The following is a 17,142-nucleotide window of genomic DNA, read 5'->3' as shown; positions in this document are numbered from 1 at the left end:
AGGAGAACCCAATGAAGCGATTTCACGTGCACATCAGCGTAGAAGACTTGGACAAGAGCATTGCCTTTTACTCAAAGCTCTTTGGCACTGAACCAACGCGCACCGAGACCGATTATGCCAAGTGGATGCTGGAAGACCCCCGGATCAACTTCGCAATCTCAACCCGCGCTGGCAAAGTGGGTTTGGACCATCTGGGCTTTCAGGTGGATGCCGAGTCTGAATTGGATGACATGAAGGAACGCGCCAAGGCCGCGGACATGGCACTGATCAACGAAGGCGAAACAACCTGCTGCTACGCCGCCAGCGACAAATATTGGCTCACCGACCCTCAGGGGATCGCGTGGGAGCAATTCCACACGCTGGGCAACATTCCGGTGTTCTCGGAAAAGCAAGCCAACAGTGCCAGCGCGTGCTGCGCACCCAAAGCGGCTGAGCCTATCAAGGTTGAGTTGCCCAAGAAGACCATCCCCATCAAAGGCAGTTGCTGCTAAGCCAAGAGGAGCGAGCCACCATGTCAGACCGCACTTTCAATATTCTGTTCATCTGCACAGGTAACTCGGCCCGGTCGATCCTTGCCGAGGCACTTTTGAATCACATGGCCCGTGGGCCGTTCAAAGCGTATTCGGCGGGAAGCCACCCTGCTGGAGTAGTCAACCCCTATGCCCTCAAGACGCTTGAGAAGTTCGGTGTTGATGCAAGCGCGGCGCGGAGCAAAAGCTGGAATGAGTTTGCCAAGCCTGATGCGCCAGCGTTGGACTTCGTGATCACGGTTTGTGACCAAGCCGCCGGCGAAGTTTGTCCCGTGTGGCCCGGTCAACCAATTTTGGCCCATTGGGGCGCACCCGATCCCGCCAAGGCAACGGGCACCGACGAGGAAATCATGTCTCAATTTGCCAAGGTGGCGGCATTGCTCCGGCACCGCATTGATCTTTTCCTTTCCTTACCAATTTCAAAACTTGAACGGCTGGCCTTGGACCAAGCTGTTAAACACATCGGACAAACTGCACCATGACAACCCGCGTACTCATTCTTTGCACCCACAACTCTGCCCGTAGCGTACTGGGCGAAACCATGCTTAATCATCTGGCAGCCAAGCTGGGTAAAGATGTCAAAGCCTACAGTGCTGGAAGCTCACCCAAAGGTCAGGTCAATCCATTCGCCTTGAAGGTGTTGGATGCAGCAGGACTTGACACGAGCTACGTTCGCAGCAAAAGCTGGGATGAGTTTTCAGCGGCAGATTCCCCCAAGATGGATATCGTCATCACGGTGTGCGACAGCGCAGCAGCAGAAACTTGCCCGTATTGGCCAGGCGCTCCTGTCAAAGCGCATTGGGGCTTTCCTGATCCATCCAACGCGGAAGGTGGCGATGCCAGCAAGGCCACTGCATTTGAAATCACCCGTCAAGCCATTGGCTACAAGCTCCTGCAGCTTTTGGCCTTGCCCTTGGAAGAACTGAACAGCAGTGAGCTGCAAGCTGCGCTGAACGAAATTTCCAAATCGTAATCACCATGAATTCTCACTTTCGGCTTCGCCTGTTGAGCGAATTGGTGGGCACCGCGCTGCTGCTGTGCATTGTGATTGGCTCAGGCATCATGGGCGTTAACCTGTCACAGGGCAATGACGCGATTGCTTTGCTGGCCAACACCATGGCCACTGTGTTTGGGCTGTATGTGCTCATTGAGCTTTTCGGGCCGATTGGCGGTGCCCACTTCAACCCGGTGGTCACTGCTATCATGGTGCTGCTCAAACGTCAGCCCAAGCCGGAGTTTCTGCCTTACCTGCTGGCGCAGTTGATTGGCGCTGCCCTGGGGGCCTGGCTGGCCAACCTGATGTTCGGCTTGGAACCGATTCAAGCATCGACGAAGGTGCGAGAGGGCTTGGGAATCTGGGTGGGCGAAGTAACGGCGACGTTCGGTCTAATCACTGTAATCCTTCTGGGCAACGCACAACGGGTTTCATCGCTGGTGGCCGCGTACATTGGCGCAGCCTACTGGTTTACCTCGTCCACGTCGTTTGCGAACCCAGCGGCCGTGTTTGGCCGTATGTTCTCCGACACCTTTGCCGGGATAGCTCCTGAAAGTTCAATGTCCTTTGTGATGGCCGAGTGTTTGGGTGGACTGCTGGCTTTGGGCTTCTTTCAGTTGATTGCCAAACCCAACGAAAAAGTGACTTAACCCGTATCGACGTCCGTTGGAGTGTGTTGGCGCTAGTGCTTGACGGCGCCAGACTCCATGGCATTGAGCGTGGCAACCATCTGCTCTGCCAGAATGTCTTCCGCCCGGTACACATGCACCTGTGGGTTGTGCGCGAGGTTGTCGGCTTCTTCTTTGGAATAGACCTGCACATGAATGTGCACAGCCGGATTCAACAGCAGGGCATGCTCGATGATTTGCGTCAATTCAGGGGTGTTGGCACTGGCAACCACCAAATGATGGGCATTGGTGATGTGGGCTTGAACCAGCACCACAGGGTCAGCCAATTCCCCGGCAATCGCCGCCTTGCCCTCGTTGCGTAACTTGGCCACCAGTTCCCGGCTGGTGTCGACCACAACCACCGCATGCTGTTGTTGTTCCAGCGCCTTGATCACCCGTCGGCCCAAGGCGGTGTAGCCCATCACCACCACGTGCAGGCCCAGAAAGCGCGAATCGGTTTGAAGCGGCAGTGCTTCGGTGACATGGCTACGCGCATTCAAGGCCCGCAGCCCTGCAAAGCGGTTCAGCAACACGTCATTCACCTTGGGAATCATGGAAAACACGACCGGGTTCAAACCGATCGACAGAATGGCCCCAGCCACAACGAGGCTTTGTACTTGCAGGTCCACCAGTTTCAGGTGCAGCCCAAGGCCAACCAGAATGAAGCTGAATTCCCCAATTTGTGCCAAGCTGGCCGCAATCACCAACGCACTTTTCAGGGGGTACTTGAACAGCAGCACCAGCGCCGCCGCCGCCAATGACTTGCCAAACACGATGATCAGTACCACGGCCAGCACGCGCAACGGGTAGTCGATCACCACCTGCGGGTCAAACAACATGCCCACTGACACAAAGAACAGCACGGCGAAGGCATCGCGCAGGGGCAGTGACTCTTCCGCAGCGCGGTGGCTGAGTTCGCTTTCCCGCATCACCATGCCGGCAAAAAACGCACCCAAGGCAAAGGACACACCAAACAGTTTGGCCGCCACAAACGCCAGTGTCACGGCCATCGCAATCACCGACAGCGTGAACAGTTCTCGCGATCCGGTCTTGGCAATCTGCCACAACACCTTGGGGAAAATCCGCTTGCCCACAATCAGCATCAGGGCCACAAAACCAGCCACTTTCAGAAGTGTCAGGCCGATCTCCAGCGCCACTTGTCTAGCCCCGCCTTCCAGCTCGCCGCCCAGCAACACGCTGGACAATGGGGGCAGCAACACCAGCACCAAGACCATGGCCAAGTCTTCAACCACCAGCCAGCCCACGGCAATTTGGCCGTTCACACTGGCCAGCATATTGCGGGCCTCAAGTGCCTTGAGCAGCACCACCGTACTGGCCACTGACAAAGCCAGGCCAAACACCAAGGCCTGTCCAATGGGCCAATTCCAGAATTGGGCCACACCCACGCCCAAAGCGGTGGCCACACCCATTTGCACCACAGCACCTGGCAGCGCGATGTTTTTGACGGCCATCAGGTCTTTCAGCGAGAAGTGCATGCCCACGCCGAACATCAACAGCATCACGCCGACTTCAGCCAACTGGTTGGTCAGTTCAGGGTCTGCCACGAATCCTGGTGTGGCAGGGCCAATACAGAAACCGGCCACCAGATAACCCAGCAGGGCAGGGGCTTTAAGCCGTTCGGCAATAAAACCGAACACCAGTGCAAGCCCAAAGCCAAAGGCCAGGGCCGCGATCAGGGAAACGTCATGGGGCATGAGAGTATTTTTGTTCTAGGTCGTAAGGACGTGTTCTATTGAAACACACTCTCAAAGCAGACCCGCATTGTGAACAAAAGTTTCGTGAAATTCACAGCCTGTGGTTTATCCCGATCACACGGCCGTTTTGCTCAAGTCTTGAAGGATCTGAAGCAGGTCTTCTTTGCGGAAGGGTTTGATGACATGGTCGCACATGCCTGCGCGGAGAATGGCTTCGCGGTCCTTGGCGGTGGCTGATGCAGTGACCGCCACAATCTTTGGGGCGCGGGTGCCATGCTCAGCCAGAATTTGCCGGGTGGCTTCGTGGCCATCCATCTCAGGCATTTGCAGGTCCATCAACACCAACTCAAAGGTTTGTTCACGGCAGGCCTCTACCGCTTCAACGCCATTGGTGGCCAAGGTCACTTCGGCGCCCCATTTGCGCAGCATTTCTTGGGCCACCATGCGGTTCAGCTTGTGGTCATCCGCCACCAGTACCCGGACACCGGCCAACGGCGCTGTATCCGTGTCGGCGTTGCCGGGGGTCGCCGGTACAGGCGCTGGCAAGGCCAACTCCGGGCGCACGGTGAAGTCGGGTTCCAGGCAGGGTAGGGTGAAATGGAAGGTAGTGCCTTCTCCCAAAGTACTTTCAACCCAGATGGTGCCGCCCATCAGCTCAACCAGGTTCTTGCAGATGGACAGGCCCAGGCCCGCGCCGCCATATCGCCGTGAAGAACTGTCGTCCACTTGTGAGAACGGCTGGAAGAGGGCGCTGCACTGGTTGGGGCTCATGCCCATGCCGGTGTCGCGAACCGAAAACAGTAAATCGTTGCCCTGCCAAGGTTTCACATTCAGGTGAATGTGGCCATGCTCAGTGAATTTCAGCGCATTGGACAACAAGTTATTCAGCACCTGCGCAAGGCGCAGCCTGTCGCCCACCAAGCTGCTTGGGCAACTTGGGTCTTTGGTACAGAACAGGCGAATCTGTTTTTCTTCAGCGCGGTAGGAGAACAGGTCCACACTTTTGCTCAGCAGCGTGTCCAGTTCAAACCTGGCCATGTCCAGTTCCAGCTTGTTCGCTTCCACGCGGGAGATGTCCAGAATGTCATTCAGCACATTCAAGAGCACATCCGCTGCTGAACCAATTTTCTGGAGGTAGTCCCGCTGCAACGCGGGCAGTTCCATGTCCTGCATCAACTGCAACAGCCCCATGATGGCGTTCATGGGGGTGCGTATCTCATGGCTCATGTTGGCCAGGAATGCGCCCTTGGCCCTGTTCGCTGATTCGGCCTGTGCAGTGCGTTCCACCAACTCCACGTTGATGCGTTCCAGCTCCCTTTGCTGCGCCTTGAAGTCGGTGATGTTGGTTGAAATGGAAAAGAAGCCCTCAACCCGCCCATACAGCACATCGGGAATCAAGTGCACCAGCACATCGGCATAGCCCCCAGTGGGCAAGGCTTTGCGCACCTCAAAACGTTGTTTGGCACCACCCAGCACCTGCTGGTAATGGTGGGCGTGGGTCTTGAAGTTCTCTTCACCAAGCACACGCTTCAGGTGCAATCCCCTGACTTTGTCGCTGGGCAGTCCAATCCATTTTTCATGATTGCGGTTGGCAAAATGGCACCGCAGGTCAGTACTCCAGTACGACACCAGCCCCGGCAGACATTCCGACAGGGTGCGCAGGAAGTGTTCCCGCTCGATCAGCGCGGCTTCTTGCCGTTTTCTTTCGGTGATGTCTTGAACCTGCGCAATGAAGTACGCCACCCGGTCCTCGGGTTCGCGCACCGCAGAGACCGACAACGTGACCCACACCACATGGCCTTCCTTGTGCCGGTACCGTTTTTCCAGTTGGTAGCTGTTGCGCTCGCGGTGAAACACGGCCTTCACCAAATGCAAGTGTTGTTGCGTGTCTTGCGGGTGAGTGATGTCTTCATAGCTCATGCTCAGCATCTCATCCCGGCTGTAGCCGACGATGCCGCACAAGGCATTGTTCACCTGAATGAAGTGGCCCTTGGCCGAGAGTATGGCCATCCCAATGGCTGCCCATTCGAACGAGGAGCGGAAGCGCTCTTCTGCATCGCGCAAAGCGCCTTCGAATTGACGCTGCTGGGTAATGTCCACACTCACGCCAATCAGGCGCAGGGCTTGTCCCTCACTGTCGGCGTGTACCTTGGCCCGGCTTTGAATGTTGCGCGTGGCTTGGTCATGCTGCCGGTGTATGTCGAAATGCAACTCCACCATGCTGTGGTGAAGTGGCGCGCGGCGAATCAACTCCTGCAGGCGGTGTTGATGCTCCGGCACAATCAAGGCCAACCATTCCCGCACATTCAATTCATGGCGCTCTTGCGGTACACCGTGAATCTGGCACATCGCACTGTCCCAGCGAATGTGGTGCGCGCTCAGGTCGTATTCCCACACTCCAATCCCCGCACTTTGGGTGGCCAGGTGAAAACGTTCTTGCTGGTAGGCCTCTTGAGCGCGGGCCTCGCGTTCCAGGTTGCTTTGTAAACGCCGCTGTTCATTGGCCTGACGAATGGCCCATGCAGCCACCAACGAGAACAGCAGAAAGCCCATGATGAGCAGCAACGTGTCGCTGACCCAGGCCGTGTGGGCTGGCGCATAGTCCACCCAAGTCACCACGTTCACGGGCCAGTGGTCCGATTTGGCTTGGGCTGGGTAAAGCGTGGTGCTGCCTTGGTAGTGGTGGGGGAAGGCCGCGTTACTGGCTGGCACAACAGTGGCTTGAGTATTGGGCGAAATGGCTTGCCGAAGCGCCGCATGGTACTGCTCATCCAGTTGCGCGTCGCTTCTGCCCGGGCTGCTGGCCAGCAGTTCGCCTAACGGGTCCACCAGTGCCGACTCCACATCCGCGCCCAAATGCAAACTGGCCAATAAGCGGGACATGTTCTGGAAGTCCATGTGCGCCATCAGCAGCCCCACCGTGCGGCCCTCAGGGGTCAGAAGGCGGTAGCGCAAGTAGAGCCCCGAAGGCCCCTCGGTATCCCGACGTGCGATTCTTTCTTCTCTGTCCGGCCAGGATTCCGGTGCTGTTGGGCCATAGTCCCGAGGGGTTTTAAGCGTTGGGCTGGCCTCGCCCCGCCTGGCTTGGGCAACAACTTGGCCTTGGGTGTTGAGCACCACCAGTTCGTCAACCGTGTTCATGGCCTGGATCAATTCACCAAGGCGACGACTTAAATCAGATTGGGTTGCACCCTGAAGCGCGTCAATCAAAAAAGAGCGGCTGGCGGTCAATGTCCGTTCTTCAGCAGCAATTTGGTCTCGAATGCCATCGTGAAGCAGTCGCAACTGCTGTTGCGTCCTGATCAGGGTCTGATCATGCATCCGCTGATAATCGAAAAAGGCTTTCCCAATCAGCAACAAGGCCAACACGCAAAGCAGACCGGAGGCCAGTCTGCGGGGTTGTTGTTCTATGGCATGGGACAGGGGCATACAAGGTGCATTGGGATGGAATGACCGCAGCAAAAGGCTGTCGCCGTGGACATGGAAACTCACGAACATTGTGCCAAGCCGCGCCTGTGTTGATTGCCGGAACAGCGCCTTGTTTGTCCCCCTTTTGTGCCGCTAAGTGTGGCCGTCTGGAGCAATTCCGTCTTTAAAAATCAGACGCTTGCAAGCCTTCCCTCCAAATGATTAGGGGAACGGAGTGGTTTTGGTGATGTGCAGTAAATGTGTCAAATTCGTGACAAATATAAGCTTATAAGCAACCTGCTGTTTCACCTCCACTCAACAGGTCCGATGGAGTAGACATTCAGTGTTCACAACCAGCGCCCTTGGCGCCAACACCGTTGGCACACCCGAAAAAGTGGATTCCACTCCGTTCAAGGAACTGGACCGCCCCTGGGATGCGACCAAAGCATGGACCTACGTCATCGGTAAGGCCGACTGCAAGTATGTGGATGGTCAAGTGGTTCGTCTTAGCCGGTGGGCCAAAATCAAGCAGGTCATTGAAGGTGGCACTGGTGTCAGGCGTTATCACAAAGCCAAGTGTGAAGGGCTTCACATTGAAGCGTCAGCAGCCATCCGCGCCAAGTACGAGGCCAAGCAGATGTATCCCTCTGCCAAGGCCGATGAATTGGACAAGATCGTCGCAACCGATGCGGCTGTGCGCAGCCATCATTCCCGAGTCGACGCGCGACGTTACAGGGCCCCCGCCAAAAACAAAGCCGATGCCACAGGTCGCTCACGCTTCGCCCGTAATCTGAGCCGCATGGCGCATCACATTGCCGGTTTTGGCGAATTGGCCGTGGCACCTACTTCGCTGGTGTTGGCCGTGTCGGAACGCGTATTCACGCCCAAGTTGCCATCCACGTCGGGTAAAGCGTTTGCAAGGGCGTTCGGAACTCTGTTCGCTGCGGGCGCCGCGGTGTACTTCTTGATTTGGGGCATTGGCAGGGCCGTCCGTGATGTCGGGCTTCACAGCGCACTGCGTTTGGTCGTGACCAACTACAGCGTCTTCACCTTGAGTTTCTACGGGGCGTCCTTGCTGGCAGAGGGCGTCGCCACCTTGGTCGATGACCAGGCCGAGCTGAGTAAAGACGACGTCAAAATCGTCAACAGCAATGCAGACATGATTGTGCGTCGGATTGCTGACATGGTGCGTGCGTCCATTGACGACCCAGTCAAGCGGCAGGTGTTGTGTGTGGCGCTGTGCCGCAAGATCGCCCCGGAGTTTTGTAACCCGGGAGTGAACGGAGGGGCACCAGAGCCCAAGTTGCTGACCTTTCTGTATGACAACATTAATGCCAAAACAAGCGACGAAGAGGCCCACGCAATCGTCGGTGAGATTCTCGGCCGATACCTGACGCAGGGTTCATTGCTTGACGAAGGCGTAACCCTGGACCTCAGCAAACCTCTAGACGACAACGACCGAGTGAAGTCCAGTGTGAATTCCCGTTCCCGCATGACTCGAGAAAAGCATGTTGCAGCGTTTGCTCAGTTGATCGACAACCACGCTCTTTACACCGAACCTGAGGCCACATTGAGCCATGGCTTGCTTCAGGATGCCCGGGCCATTATTGTCGAATCTGCAGGTCGATTGGCAGACAAAGTAGCTTACAAAATGGGCTCAAAAGCGGCCCGTCAAGCCATCGACTCCGACGAAACCCCGTTGTACAAGCGTTTGGATTTGCGCGGTGCGGAGATGAAAGACCCTGCCAGAGCCCACTTGGTTAAGGGGAGGCTTGACCATATTTTGTCTCACCACCACCAATACGGTGCGTTCACCGTGGGTTTGGCGCGCGTGTGCGAGGGGTTCCGTATTCTTAACTACTCAGGCTTTTTGTCGACCAACATGCAGGTGTGTCGGCCATTTGCGTGGGTGGCTGCCAAAGTCCGGGAGAACGCGCCAGGACAGCTCAAAGGCCACGCCTCACAAGCGGTCAGTTGGGGTGTCGGCCGGGTGATTTCCAGTGCAATATGGGCTGTTCTGGAAGTGCTGATGATTTTGCCCGCCGGAAATGGGGTGCCACAGGCCAACGTGCTCAACCTGCCGAGCACCACGACGCCAGGAACAACACCGACCTTCCCCTTGAATGGTGGTAACACCAACCTGCCATTCGGTTTGTCGTTGATTTCAACGGCCGCGCACATGTTGGTGGTTGGTATTCTGCAGGCCCCCTTCATCGCCTTGACTCAACTGGCCTTCCAAATTGAGGGCTGGCAGGGCAACACTCGTCGCCAATATTCTGCCGACAGGATTGTTGGAAGAACAGCCATTTGACCGCTGTTTGCTTCAGGTTGTTGATGAACAGGCAATAAAAAAGCCCGCTTGCGCGGGCTTTTTCACATGCAATCTGCTGAGGTATTTACAGCGCGTTCACATTTTCGGCTTGTGGGCCTTTTTGACCTTGTGTCACGGTGAACGACACTTCCTGGCCTTCGGTCAAAGTCCGGAAACCTTTTCCTTGGATGGCGCTGAAGTGTACAAACACGTCAGGACCGCCTTCGCGGGAAATGAAACCAAAACCTTTGGTTTCGTTGAAAAACTTGACTTTGCCTTTGATGGTCTCAGACATAACGAATTCCTGATCTCTTGATTAAATGAACTAGCTAAAAAACTGGAGATCGCTTGAGAAACAGACACAATGAAGAACGGAAATCGTCCTGACTTGAACTGACCTGAAGTAGCGCCAAATTTTTTTTGCTATCAGCAGTTTAGGGTATTTCCAGTATCTGTCAAGCGATCTTTTCCGATCAGGTCATTTTTTCTTCACAAAAGCGTTATTCCTCTGTCACACACGCCTCTTAGATTTCATGTCATCGAAATGAAAAGAGGACAATCCCATGCTGATGAATGCCTTGCGTGATGTACATCAAGCCCTGTATCTGAAAGCCAGTTCAAAAGACGCTGGCCCCAGTCTGGAAGTTGTACTGGCCAAAACACCCGAGGAAGTTCTGGAAGCCCAGCGTTTGCGTTTTGCCATTTTCTCGGAAGAATATGGTGCAGCCTTGGGCAATACCGGCATTGATCAGGATGTGTTTGATCGCTATTGCGACCACTTGCTGGTGCGTAATGCAGACACGGGTGAAGTGGTGGGCACTTACCGCATTCTGCCGCCCCATGCCGCGGCCCAACTGAAGTGCTGGTATTCCGAAACCGAGTTTTTCATGAACCGCATCGAACGACTGCGCAAATCGACCGTGGAAGTGGGGCGCTCGTGTGTTCACCCGGATTACCGTAACGGCTCGGCCATCATGTTGCTGTGGAGCGGTTTGGCGCAGTACATGAAATTGGGTGGGTATCAGCACCTGATTGGTTGTGCCAGCGTCAGCCTGCGCGATGGTGGGCACCAAGCGGCCAGCTTGTTCAAGCAACTGGAACCCCATCTGGCCGAGGCCAGCTTGCAGGTGTTCCCCAAGAACCGGCTGCCGATTGAAAAGCTGCAGTGCGATGTTGAAATTGAACCACCCCCTTTGGTGAAAGGTTATCTTCGCCTTGGGGCGGTGGTGTGCGGTGAGCCCGCCTGGGACCCCGACTTCAACACCGCAGACTTCATGATGTTGTTGTCCATCGACAAGATGAACCCCCGGTACGCCCGCCACTTCGGGTTCATTTGAACCAGCCGCAGGTCAGGACCGCCGGGCTTGCAACTGCAAGTCCAGGCCAATCCTGGCCCACTGGTCGACCTCTGTTTCAAGGCCGTACTGGGTGAGCGGGTGCGTTTTCAGGTAACTTTGCGGCAGGTTCAGCACCAGCCCTTTGTCTTGCAGGGTTAACCGCGCTGCGGGCAGCGCCTCAATGTCGCGCCGGCGAAGCAGCAGCGTGGCCAGCCTCAAGCACATTGGGGCAGCCCAGTGCACCGGCGTGTCAGCCAGGTTTTCCACTTTCCCCAACTTGCCGTTGTGAGCCAGCACCCACGTGGCCAATTGTTGTTGCTCGCGTTTGGAAAAGCCGGGCATGTCCGCGTTCGCCAGAATGTACGCCGCGTGCTTGTGATGGCCGTTGTGGCCAATGGACAAACCAATTTCATGCAGATTGGCTGCCCAACCCAAATGGGTGGTTTGTTCTTTCAGCACCGGTAACTGCTTCACCAGTTGCTTAAAAAGCCCCTCGGTCAGTTCACGAACGCGTTGTGCATGCACCGGGTCGATGTTGTAGCGCTTGATGAATTGGGCCACGGTGACTTCCCGCATGTCGTCTTCATGTTCACGGCCCAACAGGTCGTAAAGCAAGCCCTGTCGCAATGCGCCGTCAGTCACTTCCATCTGGGTAATGCCCAGTTCTTCAAAAACGGCAATCATCACGGCCAGCCCGCCGGGCATCATCGGCAAGCGGTCGTTTTTCAAGCCCTGAAGGGTGATGGCATCCAAATGCCCAACTTCAACCGCATGGGCCCGAATTTTTTCAAGGCCGTCGGCTGAAATGCCATGCTCAGTGAACCCGTTGCTGACGCAGATTTCGGCCAGTGCGCGGGCGGTGCCCGACGAGCCTACCGCATGTGTCCAGCCCTGAGTCATGTCCCGGCGCAGCACAGCCACCTCTTTGCGGGCGCTCAGAATGGCGCTGCGCATGGCCTTGGCCGTGATGCTGCCATCGGCAAAGTAGGCCTGTGCGGTGCTGACACAACCGATGTACAGGCTTTCCATGGCGTGGGCGTTGTAATCCTCTCCGATGATGAACTCGGTTGAGCCACCACCAATGTCCACCACCAGCCGTTTGCCCTGGTTCAAGGGCAGTTGGTGGGCCACGCCGCAATACACCAGGCGTGCTTCTTCAACGCCGGAAATGACGTCAATCGGAAAGCCCAGGGCCGCTTCGGCTTTGGCAATGAACTCTGCGCCGTTGCGGGCCACACGCACCGCGTTGGTGGCCACAGCCCGAACCTGGGCGGCATCGAAGGAGCGCAGCCGTTCACCAAAACGCTGCAAGGCGCTGATGCCCCGCTGTTGGGAGGCCTCATCCAGCATTTTGTTGCTGTCCAGGCCTGCACCCAAACGGACTGGTTCGCGCAGCGAGTCGATGATGTAAATTTGGGAGCGTCCATCCAGTTCCTCAACGCGGGCCACAATCATTCGGAAACTGGTTGAACCCATGTCGACTGAGGCGATCAGCGGGTGTTTAGTGGCCATGGCGGTGAACAGGTCTGGGTTGATGGAAGGCGCCTAGCATGCCACAAATGTGGCGCTGCATCCTGAAGATTGGCGTGGCTGTGGCTGCGGGTCCACAACGGTCACGGGAATGTCATGGAACATCACTATCATGTCAATATTTTGTCATGTTCGCGCTTGAGTGGCGCGTGGAGCCCTAATTTTGAAGACCGTTGTTGAACAGCCCCAAGTGGCCCCCAACAAAGACTTGTACCTGAACCGCGAACTCGGTGTGCTGGGCTTCAACCGACGGGTCTTGGCCATGGCAGAAGACGACACGGTGCCACTCCTTGAGCGCCTTAAGTATTTGTGCATTGTGTCCAGCAATCTGGACGAGTTTTTTGAAATCAGGGTTTCTGGCCTGAAAGAACAGATTCGCCAAACCCCGGGCTACACCGAGTGTGACGGGTTGAGTGCGCTCGAAACCATGCACCGGGTGTCGCAGGTGGCCAAAGAGTTGGTGAACCGGCAATACGAGCTGTTCAATGACGCCATACTGCCGGCCTTGCGTCAGGAAGGCATTTCCTTGCTGACCATCAATGGCTGGACTGATGAGCAGGCGCACTGGGCGCGGCAATACTTTCGAAGCGAAGTGTTACCCGTGTTGACGCCCATTGGCCTGGACCCGGCCCACCCGTTTCCCCGTGTGCTCAACAAGTCGCTGAACTTTGCGGTGGAGCTGTCAGGCCAGGATGCGTTTGGCCGCATGTCCAATGTGGCCATTGTGCAAGCGCCACGAGCCTTGCCGCGCCTGATCCGCATGCCGTCTAACCTGTCGGGTGTTGAGCATGGCTTTGTGATGTTGACCTCCATCATGCAGGCGTTCATTCCCGAGTTGTTTCCGGGGATGGAGGTGCGTGGTGTGTACCAGTTCCGCGTGACACGCAACAGTGACCTGTATGTGGACGAGGAAGAAATCACCAACCTGCGTGTGGCCTTGCAGGGCGAGCTGTCGCAACGCCACTTTGGCGATGCGGTTCGTCTGGAAGTGTCTGACCAATGCTCCGAGGTGATGATTGCCAGGTTGCTGAAGGAGTTTGGGCTGGGTGAGGATGCCTTGTACCGGGTCAATGGCCCTGTTAACTTGGTTCGCCTGATGCAGTTGCCCGACTGGGTTGAGCGTCCAGACCTGAAATTCAAGCCCTTTGTCCCCGGTTTGCCGGAGGTGTTTCGCAAAGAGCAAAACCTGTTCAAGGCCATTCAGAAGGGCGATGTCCTATTGCATCACCCCTATCAGTCGTTCAACCCGGTGCTTGATTTTCTCAAGCAGGCGGCGGCTGACCCCGATGTGGTGGCCATCAAACAAACCATTTACCGCACCGGCACCGATTCCGCGTTGATGGAAAGTCTGTTGGCTGCAGCACGCAGTGGCAAGGAAGTCACAGTGGTGCTGGAGTTGATGGCGCGTTTTGACGAAGAAGCCAATATTCAATGGGCCTCCAAACTGGAGCGGGTTGGGGCCCACGTGGTGTATGGGGTAGTGGGACAGAAAACCCACGCGAAAATGCTGTTGGTGGTTCGCCGCGAGAAAACGGAAACCGGCCGTGCGGTGCTTCGGCGATACGTGCATGTGGGCACTGGCAACTATCACCCGCGCACAGCCAAGCTGTACACCGATTTTGGTTTGTTCACGGCGGATGAGTCCCTCGGTCATGATGTGCATGAAGTGTTCAATCACTTGACCGGCTTGGGCCGTGCCCGCAAGCTCAGCAAAATCTGGAATTCGCCCTTCAACCTGCATGGCAATGTGGTGGAGGCTGTTCGCCACGAGGCTGAACTGGCGCGAGCCGGCAAGAAAACCCGAATCATGGCCCGCATGAACGCCTTGCTGGAACCCGCCCTGATTGCAGAACTGTATGCTGCCTCGCAAGCGGGTGTGCGCATCGACTTGATTGTGCGCGGGGTGTGCGCGCTTCGGCCTGGGGTACCGGGTTTGAGTGAGAACATCACCGTTCGGTCAGTGGTTGGGCGTTTGCTGGAACACAGCCGCGTGTTCTATTTTCTGAACGACGGCGCAGAGGACGTGTTCATTTCCAGTGCAGACTGGATGGACAGAAACTTTTTCCGCCGGGTCGAGTTGGCCATTCCCATCACCGACAAGAAGCTGAAAAAACGGGTGATTGACGAAGGCTTGAAGGCTTTGCTCGCTGACAACTTGTTGGCTTGGGCCATGGATTCCGACGGCCAATACACCCGCAAGCGCCCGACAGGCGCGCGGCGTGTGAATGCGCACAACCAATTGTTGAGCCAGTTGGCGGTGAATTACACGCCGGATGAACCCAGCGCATTGGTTGAGCCTGAAGAGGGCTGATGCCGCAAGTGTGCAGTTAACGGCGGCGCACTTCAAACACCCCATCAATTTCCAGAAGGTGGGTCAGGGCCTGGCGCAATTGTTCGCCATTGTTGACTTCAGCGGTGAACTGCATTTTGGCGACGCCGCGCTGGCTTTCTGTGTTCACGCCGATCACATTGATCTTGTCCCGCGAAAACACCTCGGTGATGTCTCGAAGCAGCCCTTGCCGGTCGTTGGCGGTGATCGAAATGTCCACCGGGTAATGCAAGCCACCCGATTCACCCCACGTGGTTTCAATCAGCCTTTCCGGGTGCCTGCGCATCACTTCAGCCAGGTTTGAACAACCCAGCCGATGGATGGACACCCCCTTGCCCCGGGTGACGAAACCGATGATGGGGTCGGGTGGGGCAGGGCGGCAGCAGCGGGCCAGGTTGGTCATCAGGGTGCTAACCCCGACCACCAACACCCCACTTTGCTGGGTGTCTGCGTTGCCTTTGCGGCGCTTGATGATTTCAATCTGTTCATCGTCGCCAGTCGGGGTGTCTGTGGGTGGCGCTTCCCGCAAGGCGTGTTCGATGGCCCTCGGGCGAATCTCTTCCCGCGCAAGCGCCACGTAAAGGTCTTCAGGTTTGTCGTAACCCAGTTTTTGGGCCAGCAGGTCCTGATTCTGGGAGGTTTGGCCGATGCGTTGCAACTCGCGGTCTGCAATTGCCTTGCCGCGTTCCAGCGTTTCACGGCGCTCTTGTTGCGCAAACCACTGTTTCACCTTTTGGCGGGCACGGTGGCTGACCAGATATTTCTGATGGGGGTTGAGCCAGTCGCGCGAAGGGCCGGAAGGCGCATCACCACGGGCGCTGATCACTTCCACGGTTTGGCCGTTTTCAAGCGGGGTATTCAACTGGATCATCTGGCCGTTAACCCGCGCGCCTCGGCAGCGGTGCCCCAACTCAGTGTGCACATGGTAGGCAAAGTCCAATGGGGTGCTGCCGGTGGGCAGCTCCACAATGCGGGCCTGCGGTGTAAACACATAGACATGGTCGTTCAGGGCCGACACCTTCATTTCCTGGGCCCAGTCACTGGCTTCACCCATGGTGTCAGTCACGTCTTTTTGCCAAGCCAAAAGCTGTCGCAGCAGGGCAATGCGTTCTTCAAAGTCGCCTTCGGCGCGGCTTTCTCCGCCGTACCCGTCACGCCCGGCCTCCTTGTAGCGCCAGTGCGCAGCCACACCGTATTCAGCGAACTGGTGCATTTCTTCGGTGCGAATTTGCACTTCCAGCGCTTTGCCGGTGGCGTCCTGAACCACGGTGTGCAGGCTTTGGTAGCCGTTGGGCTTGGGTTTGCTGATGTAATCGTCGAACTCTTCAGCAATGGGTTGCCACAGGCTGTGGACGATGCTCAAGGCCTGATAGCACTCAGCCACGCTGCTTACAATGACGCGGCAGGCGCGCACATCGTACAGCTTGTCAAAGCTGACCCCTTTGCCGCGCATCTTGTTCCAGATGCTGTAAATGTGTTTGGGCCGGCCACTGATTTCGCAGGCAATGCCCGCCTTGTTCAGCGCAGTACGAATGGCCTCCATGGCTGATTCGATGAACGCCTCGCGCTCAGTGCGCTTCTCGTCCAGCATCTTGGCCACGTTTTTGTACACGCCCGGTTGAAGCAGGCGAAACGACAAATCTTCCAGTTCCCACTTCAATTGCCACAAGCCCAGCCGGTTGGCCAGGGGGGCGTAGAGCTCCAATGTTTCCTGCGCGTGGGATTGGGCATACCGCCACAGCGGGCCTTCCTCACGTTTGATTTCATCCAGCGAGGTGAAATGCCGGAGGGTTTGCAGCCGTGAACACAAGCGGATCAGAATGACGCGGATGTCGGTGGCCATGGCCAGCAACATCTTGCGCAGGGTTTCCATTTGGTCCGCCAGGCGCAGGGTTTCAATGGCGGTGTTGGCCATGCTGGGGCCCACCATGGATCGCATTTTGAACAACTTGCGCAAAGCCGCCAGCATGCGGCCCACCTCGGCACCAAACCGGTTTTCCATCCGGTTTTCAAGCTGTTTGTCAAAGAACACCAAGGGGCCCAAACAACCGGCGATGCGGGTGTCTGCATCGGTGCGCAATTCAGCCAGCAGGTCCGCAACGGCCAGCATGTGCTGAAGCGCTGGTTCCTGTGTGTCCAGAACATGACCATGGGCGTGTTCGCGGGCGTAGTCCAGGGCTTGGGATACACGGCTGGCGTCACTTTTGCTCAAGAGCGCAAGTGCAGGCAATCCTGATTCGCTGTGCCCTTCCTGGGCCAATGTGGAGGTGACTGAAACCATGCGTGTAGGGTGTGTGAAACGGCTTCACCGACTGTCAAG

Annotated in this window: 12 protein-coding genes; 7 read left to right on the top strand and 5 right to left on the bottom strand. The window is 56.7% G+C overall.

Annotation, left to right across the window (positions count from 1 at the left end):
* Positions 1–11: 11 nt before the first annotated feature.
* From ACK4FF_RS06870 to ACK4FF_RS06855, 4 genes are read left to right on the top strand one after another with little or no spacing between them, the layout of a single operon-like run.
* On the top strand, positions 12–491 hold the full coding sequence (locus ACK4FF_RS06870; protein WP_409706370.1) for an ArsI/CadI family heavy metal resistance metalloenzyme: 480 nt from the start codon (positions 12–14) through the stop codon (positions 489–491).
* A 20-nt stretch (positions 492–511) separates the two neighbouring features.
* Positions 512–1,012 carry an arsenate reductase ArsC gene (locus ACK4FF_RS06865; protein WP_409706367.1) on the top strand — a complete coding sequence of 167 codons (501 nt, stop codon included), beginning with the start codon at positions 512–514 and terminating at the stop codon, positions 1,010–1,012.
* On the top strand, positions 1,009–1,503 hold the full coding sequence (locus tag ACK4FF_RS06860; RefSeq protein ID WP_409706364.1) for an arsenate reductase ArsC: 495 nt from the start codon (positions 1,009–1,011) through the stop codon (positions 1,501–1,503). The genes ACK4FF_RS06865 and ACK4FF_RS06860 overlap by 4 nt, the downstream gene beginning before the upstream one ends.
* Positions 1,504–1,508: 5 nt before the next feature.
* On the top strand, positions 1,509–2,174 hold the full coding sequence (locus ACK4FF_RS06855; protein WP_409706361.1) for an aquaporin: 666 nt from the start codon (positions 1,509–1,511) through the stop codon (positions 2,172–2,174).
* A gap of 32 nt (positions 2,175–2,206) precedes the next feature.
* Here the strand turns inward: ACK4FF_RS06855 and ACK4FF_RS06850 are convergent, their stop codons facing one another.
* Together ACK4FF_RS06850 and ACK4FF_RS06845 are read right to left on the bottom strand one after the other, a co-directional pair.
* Positions 2,207–3,907 carry a cation:proton antiporter gene (locus ACK4FF_RS06850; protein WP_409706358.1) on the bottom strand — a complete coding sequence of 567 codons (1,701 nt, stop codon included), beginning with the start codon at positions 3,905–3,907 and terminating at the stop codon, positions 2,207–2,209.
* Between the two features lie 114 nt (positions 3,908–4,021).
* Positions 4,022–7,336: a PAS domain S-box protein gene (locus tag ACK4FF_RS06845; protein WP_409706355.1), complete on the bottom strand. Its 3,315-nt coding sequence runs from the start codon at positions 7,334–7,336 to the stop codon at positions 4,022–4,024.
* Between the two features lie 322 nt (positions 7,337–7,658).
* On the opposite strand from ACK4FF_RS06845, the gene ACK4FF_RS06840 reads away from it, so the two are divergent.
* Entirely contained in the window at positions 7,659–9,626 is a 1,968-nt protein-coding gene (locus ACK4FF_RS06840; RefSeq protein ID WP_409706352.1) for a hypothetical protein, read from the top strand.
* A gap of 85 nt (positions 9,627–9,711) precedes the next feature.
* Here ACK4FF_RS06840 and ACK4FF_RS06835 read toward each other — a convergent pair whose 3' ends face one another.
* On the bottom strand, positions 9,712–9,921 hold the full coding sequence (locus ACK4FF_RS06835) for a cold-shock protein (protein ID WP_409706349.1): 210 nt from the start codon (positions 9,919–9,921) through the stop codon (positions 9,712–9,714).
* Between the two features lie 268 nt (positions 9,922–10,189).
* On the opposite strand from ACK4FF_RS06835, the gene ACK4FF_RS06830 reads away from it, so the two are divergent.
* Positions 10,190–10,963 (top strand): GNAT family N-acetyltransferase, encoded by a 774-nt coding sequence (locus ACK4FF_RS06830; RefSeq protein ID WP_409706345.1) that lies wholly within the window; start codon positions 10,190–10,192, stop codon positions 10,961–10,963.
* Between the two features lie 12 nt (positions 10,964–10,975).
* Here ACK4FF_RS06830 and ppx read toward each other — a convergent pair whose 3' ends face one another.
* Positions 10,976–12,475 (bottom strand): exopolyphosphatase, encoded by a 1,500-nt coding sequence (gene ppx, locus ACK4FF_RS06825; RefSeq protein WP_409706342.1) that lies wholly within the window; start codon positions 12,473–12,475, stop codon positions 10,976–10,978.
* 181 nt (positions 12,476–12,656) lie between these two features.
* On the opposite strand from ppx, the gene ppk1 reads away from it, so the two are divergent.
* A complete protein-coding gene (ppk1, locus tag ACK4FF_RS06820) occupies positions 12,657–14,804 on the top strand; it encodes a polyphosphate kinase 1 (RefSeq protein WP_409706339.1) in 2,148 nt (715 codons plus the stop codon).
* Between the two features lie 16 nt (positions 14,805–14,820).
* Here ppk1 and ACK4FF_RS06815 read toward each other — a convergent pair whose 3' ends face one another.
* Positions 14,821–17,103, bottom strand: coding sequence for a RelA/SpoT family protein (locus ACK4FF_RS06815; RefSeq protein ID WP_409706336.1), 2,283 nt, complete (start codon positions 17,101–17,103; stop codon positions 14,821–14,823).
* Between the last annotated feature and the right edge of the window lie 39 nt (positions 17,104–17,142).

The organism is Limnobacter sp. (assembly GCF_046297615.1).
Lineage (GTDB): Bacteria > Pseudomonadota > Gammaproteobacteria > Burkholderiales > Burkholderiaceae_B > Limnobacter.
Note: the sequence above shows the minus strand (reverse complement) of the source record. Positions and strands in the feature narration are given on the sequence as shown.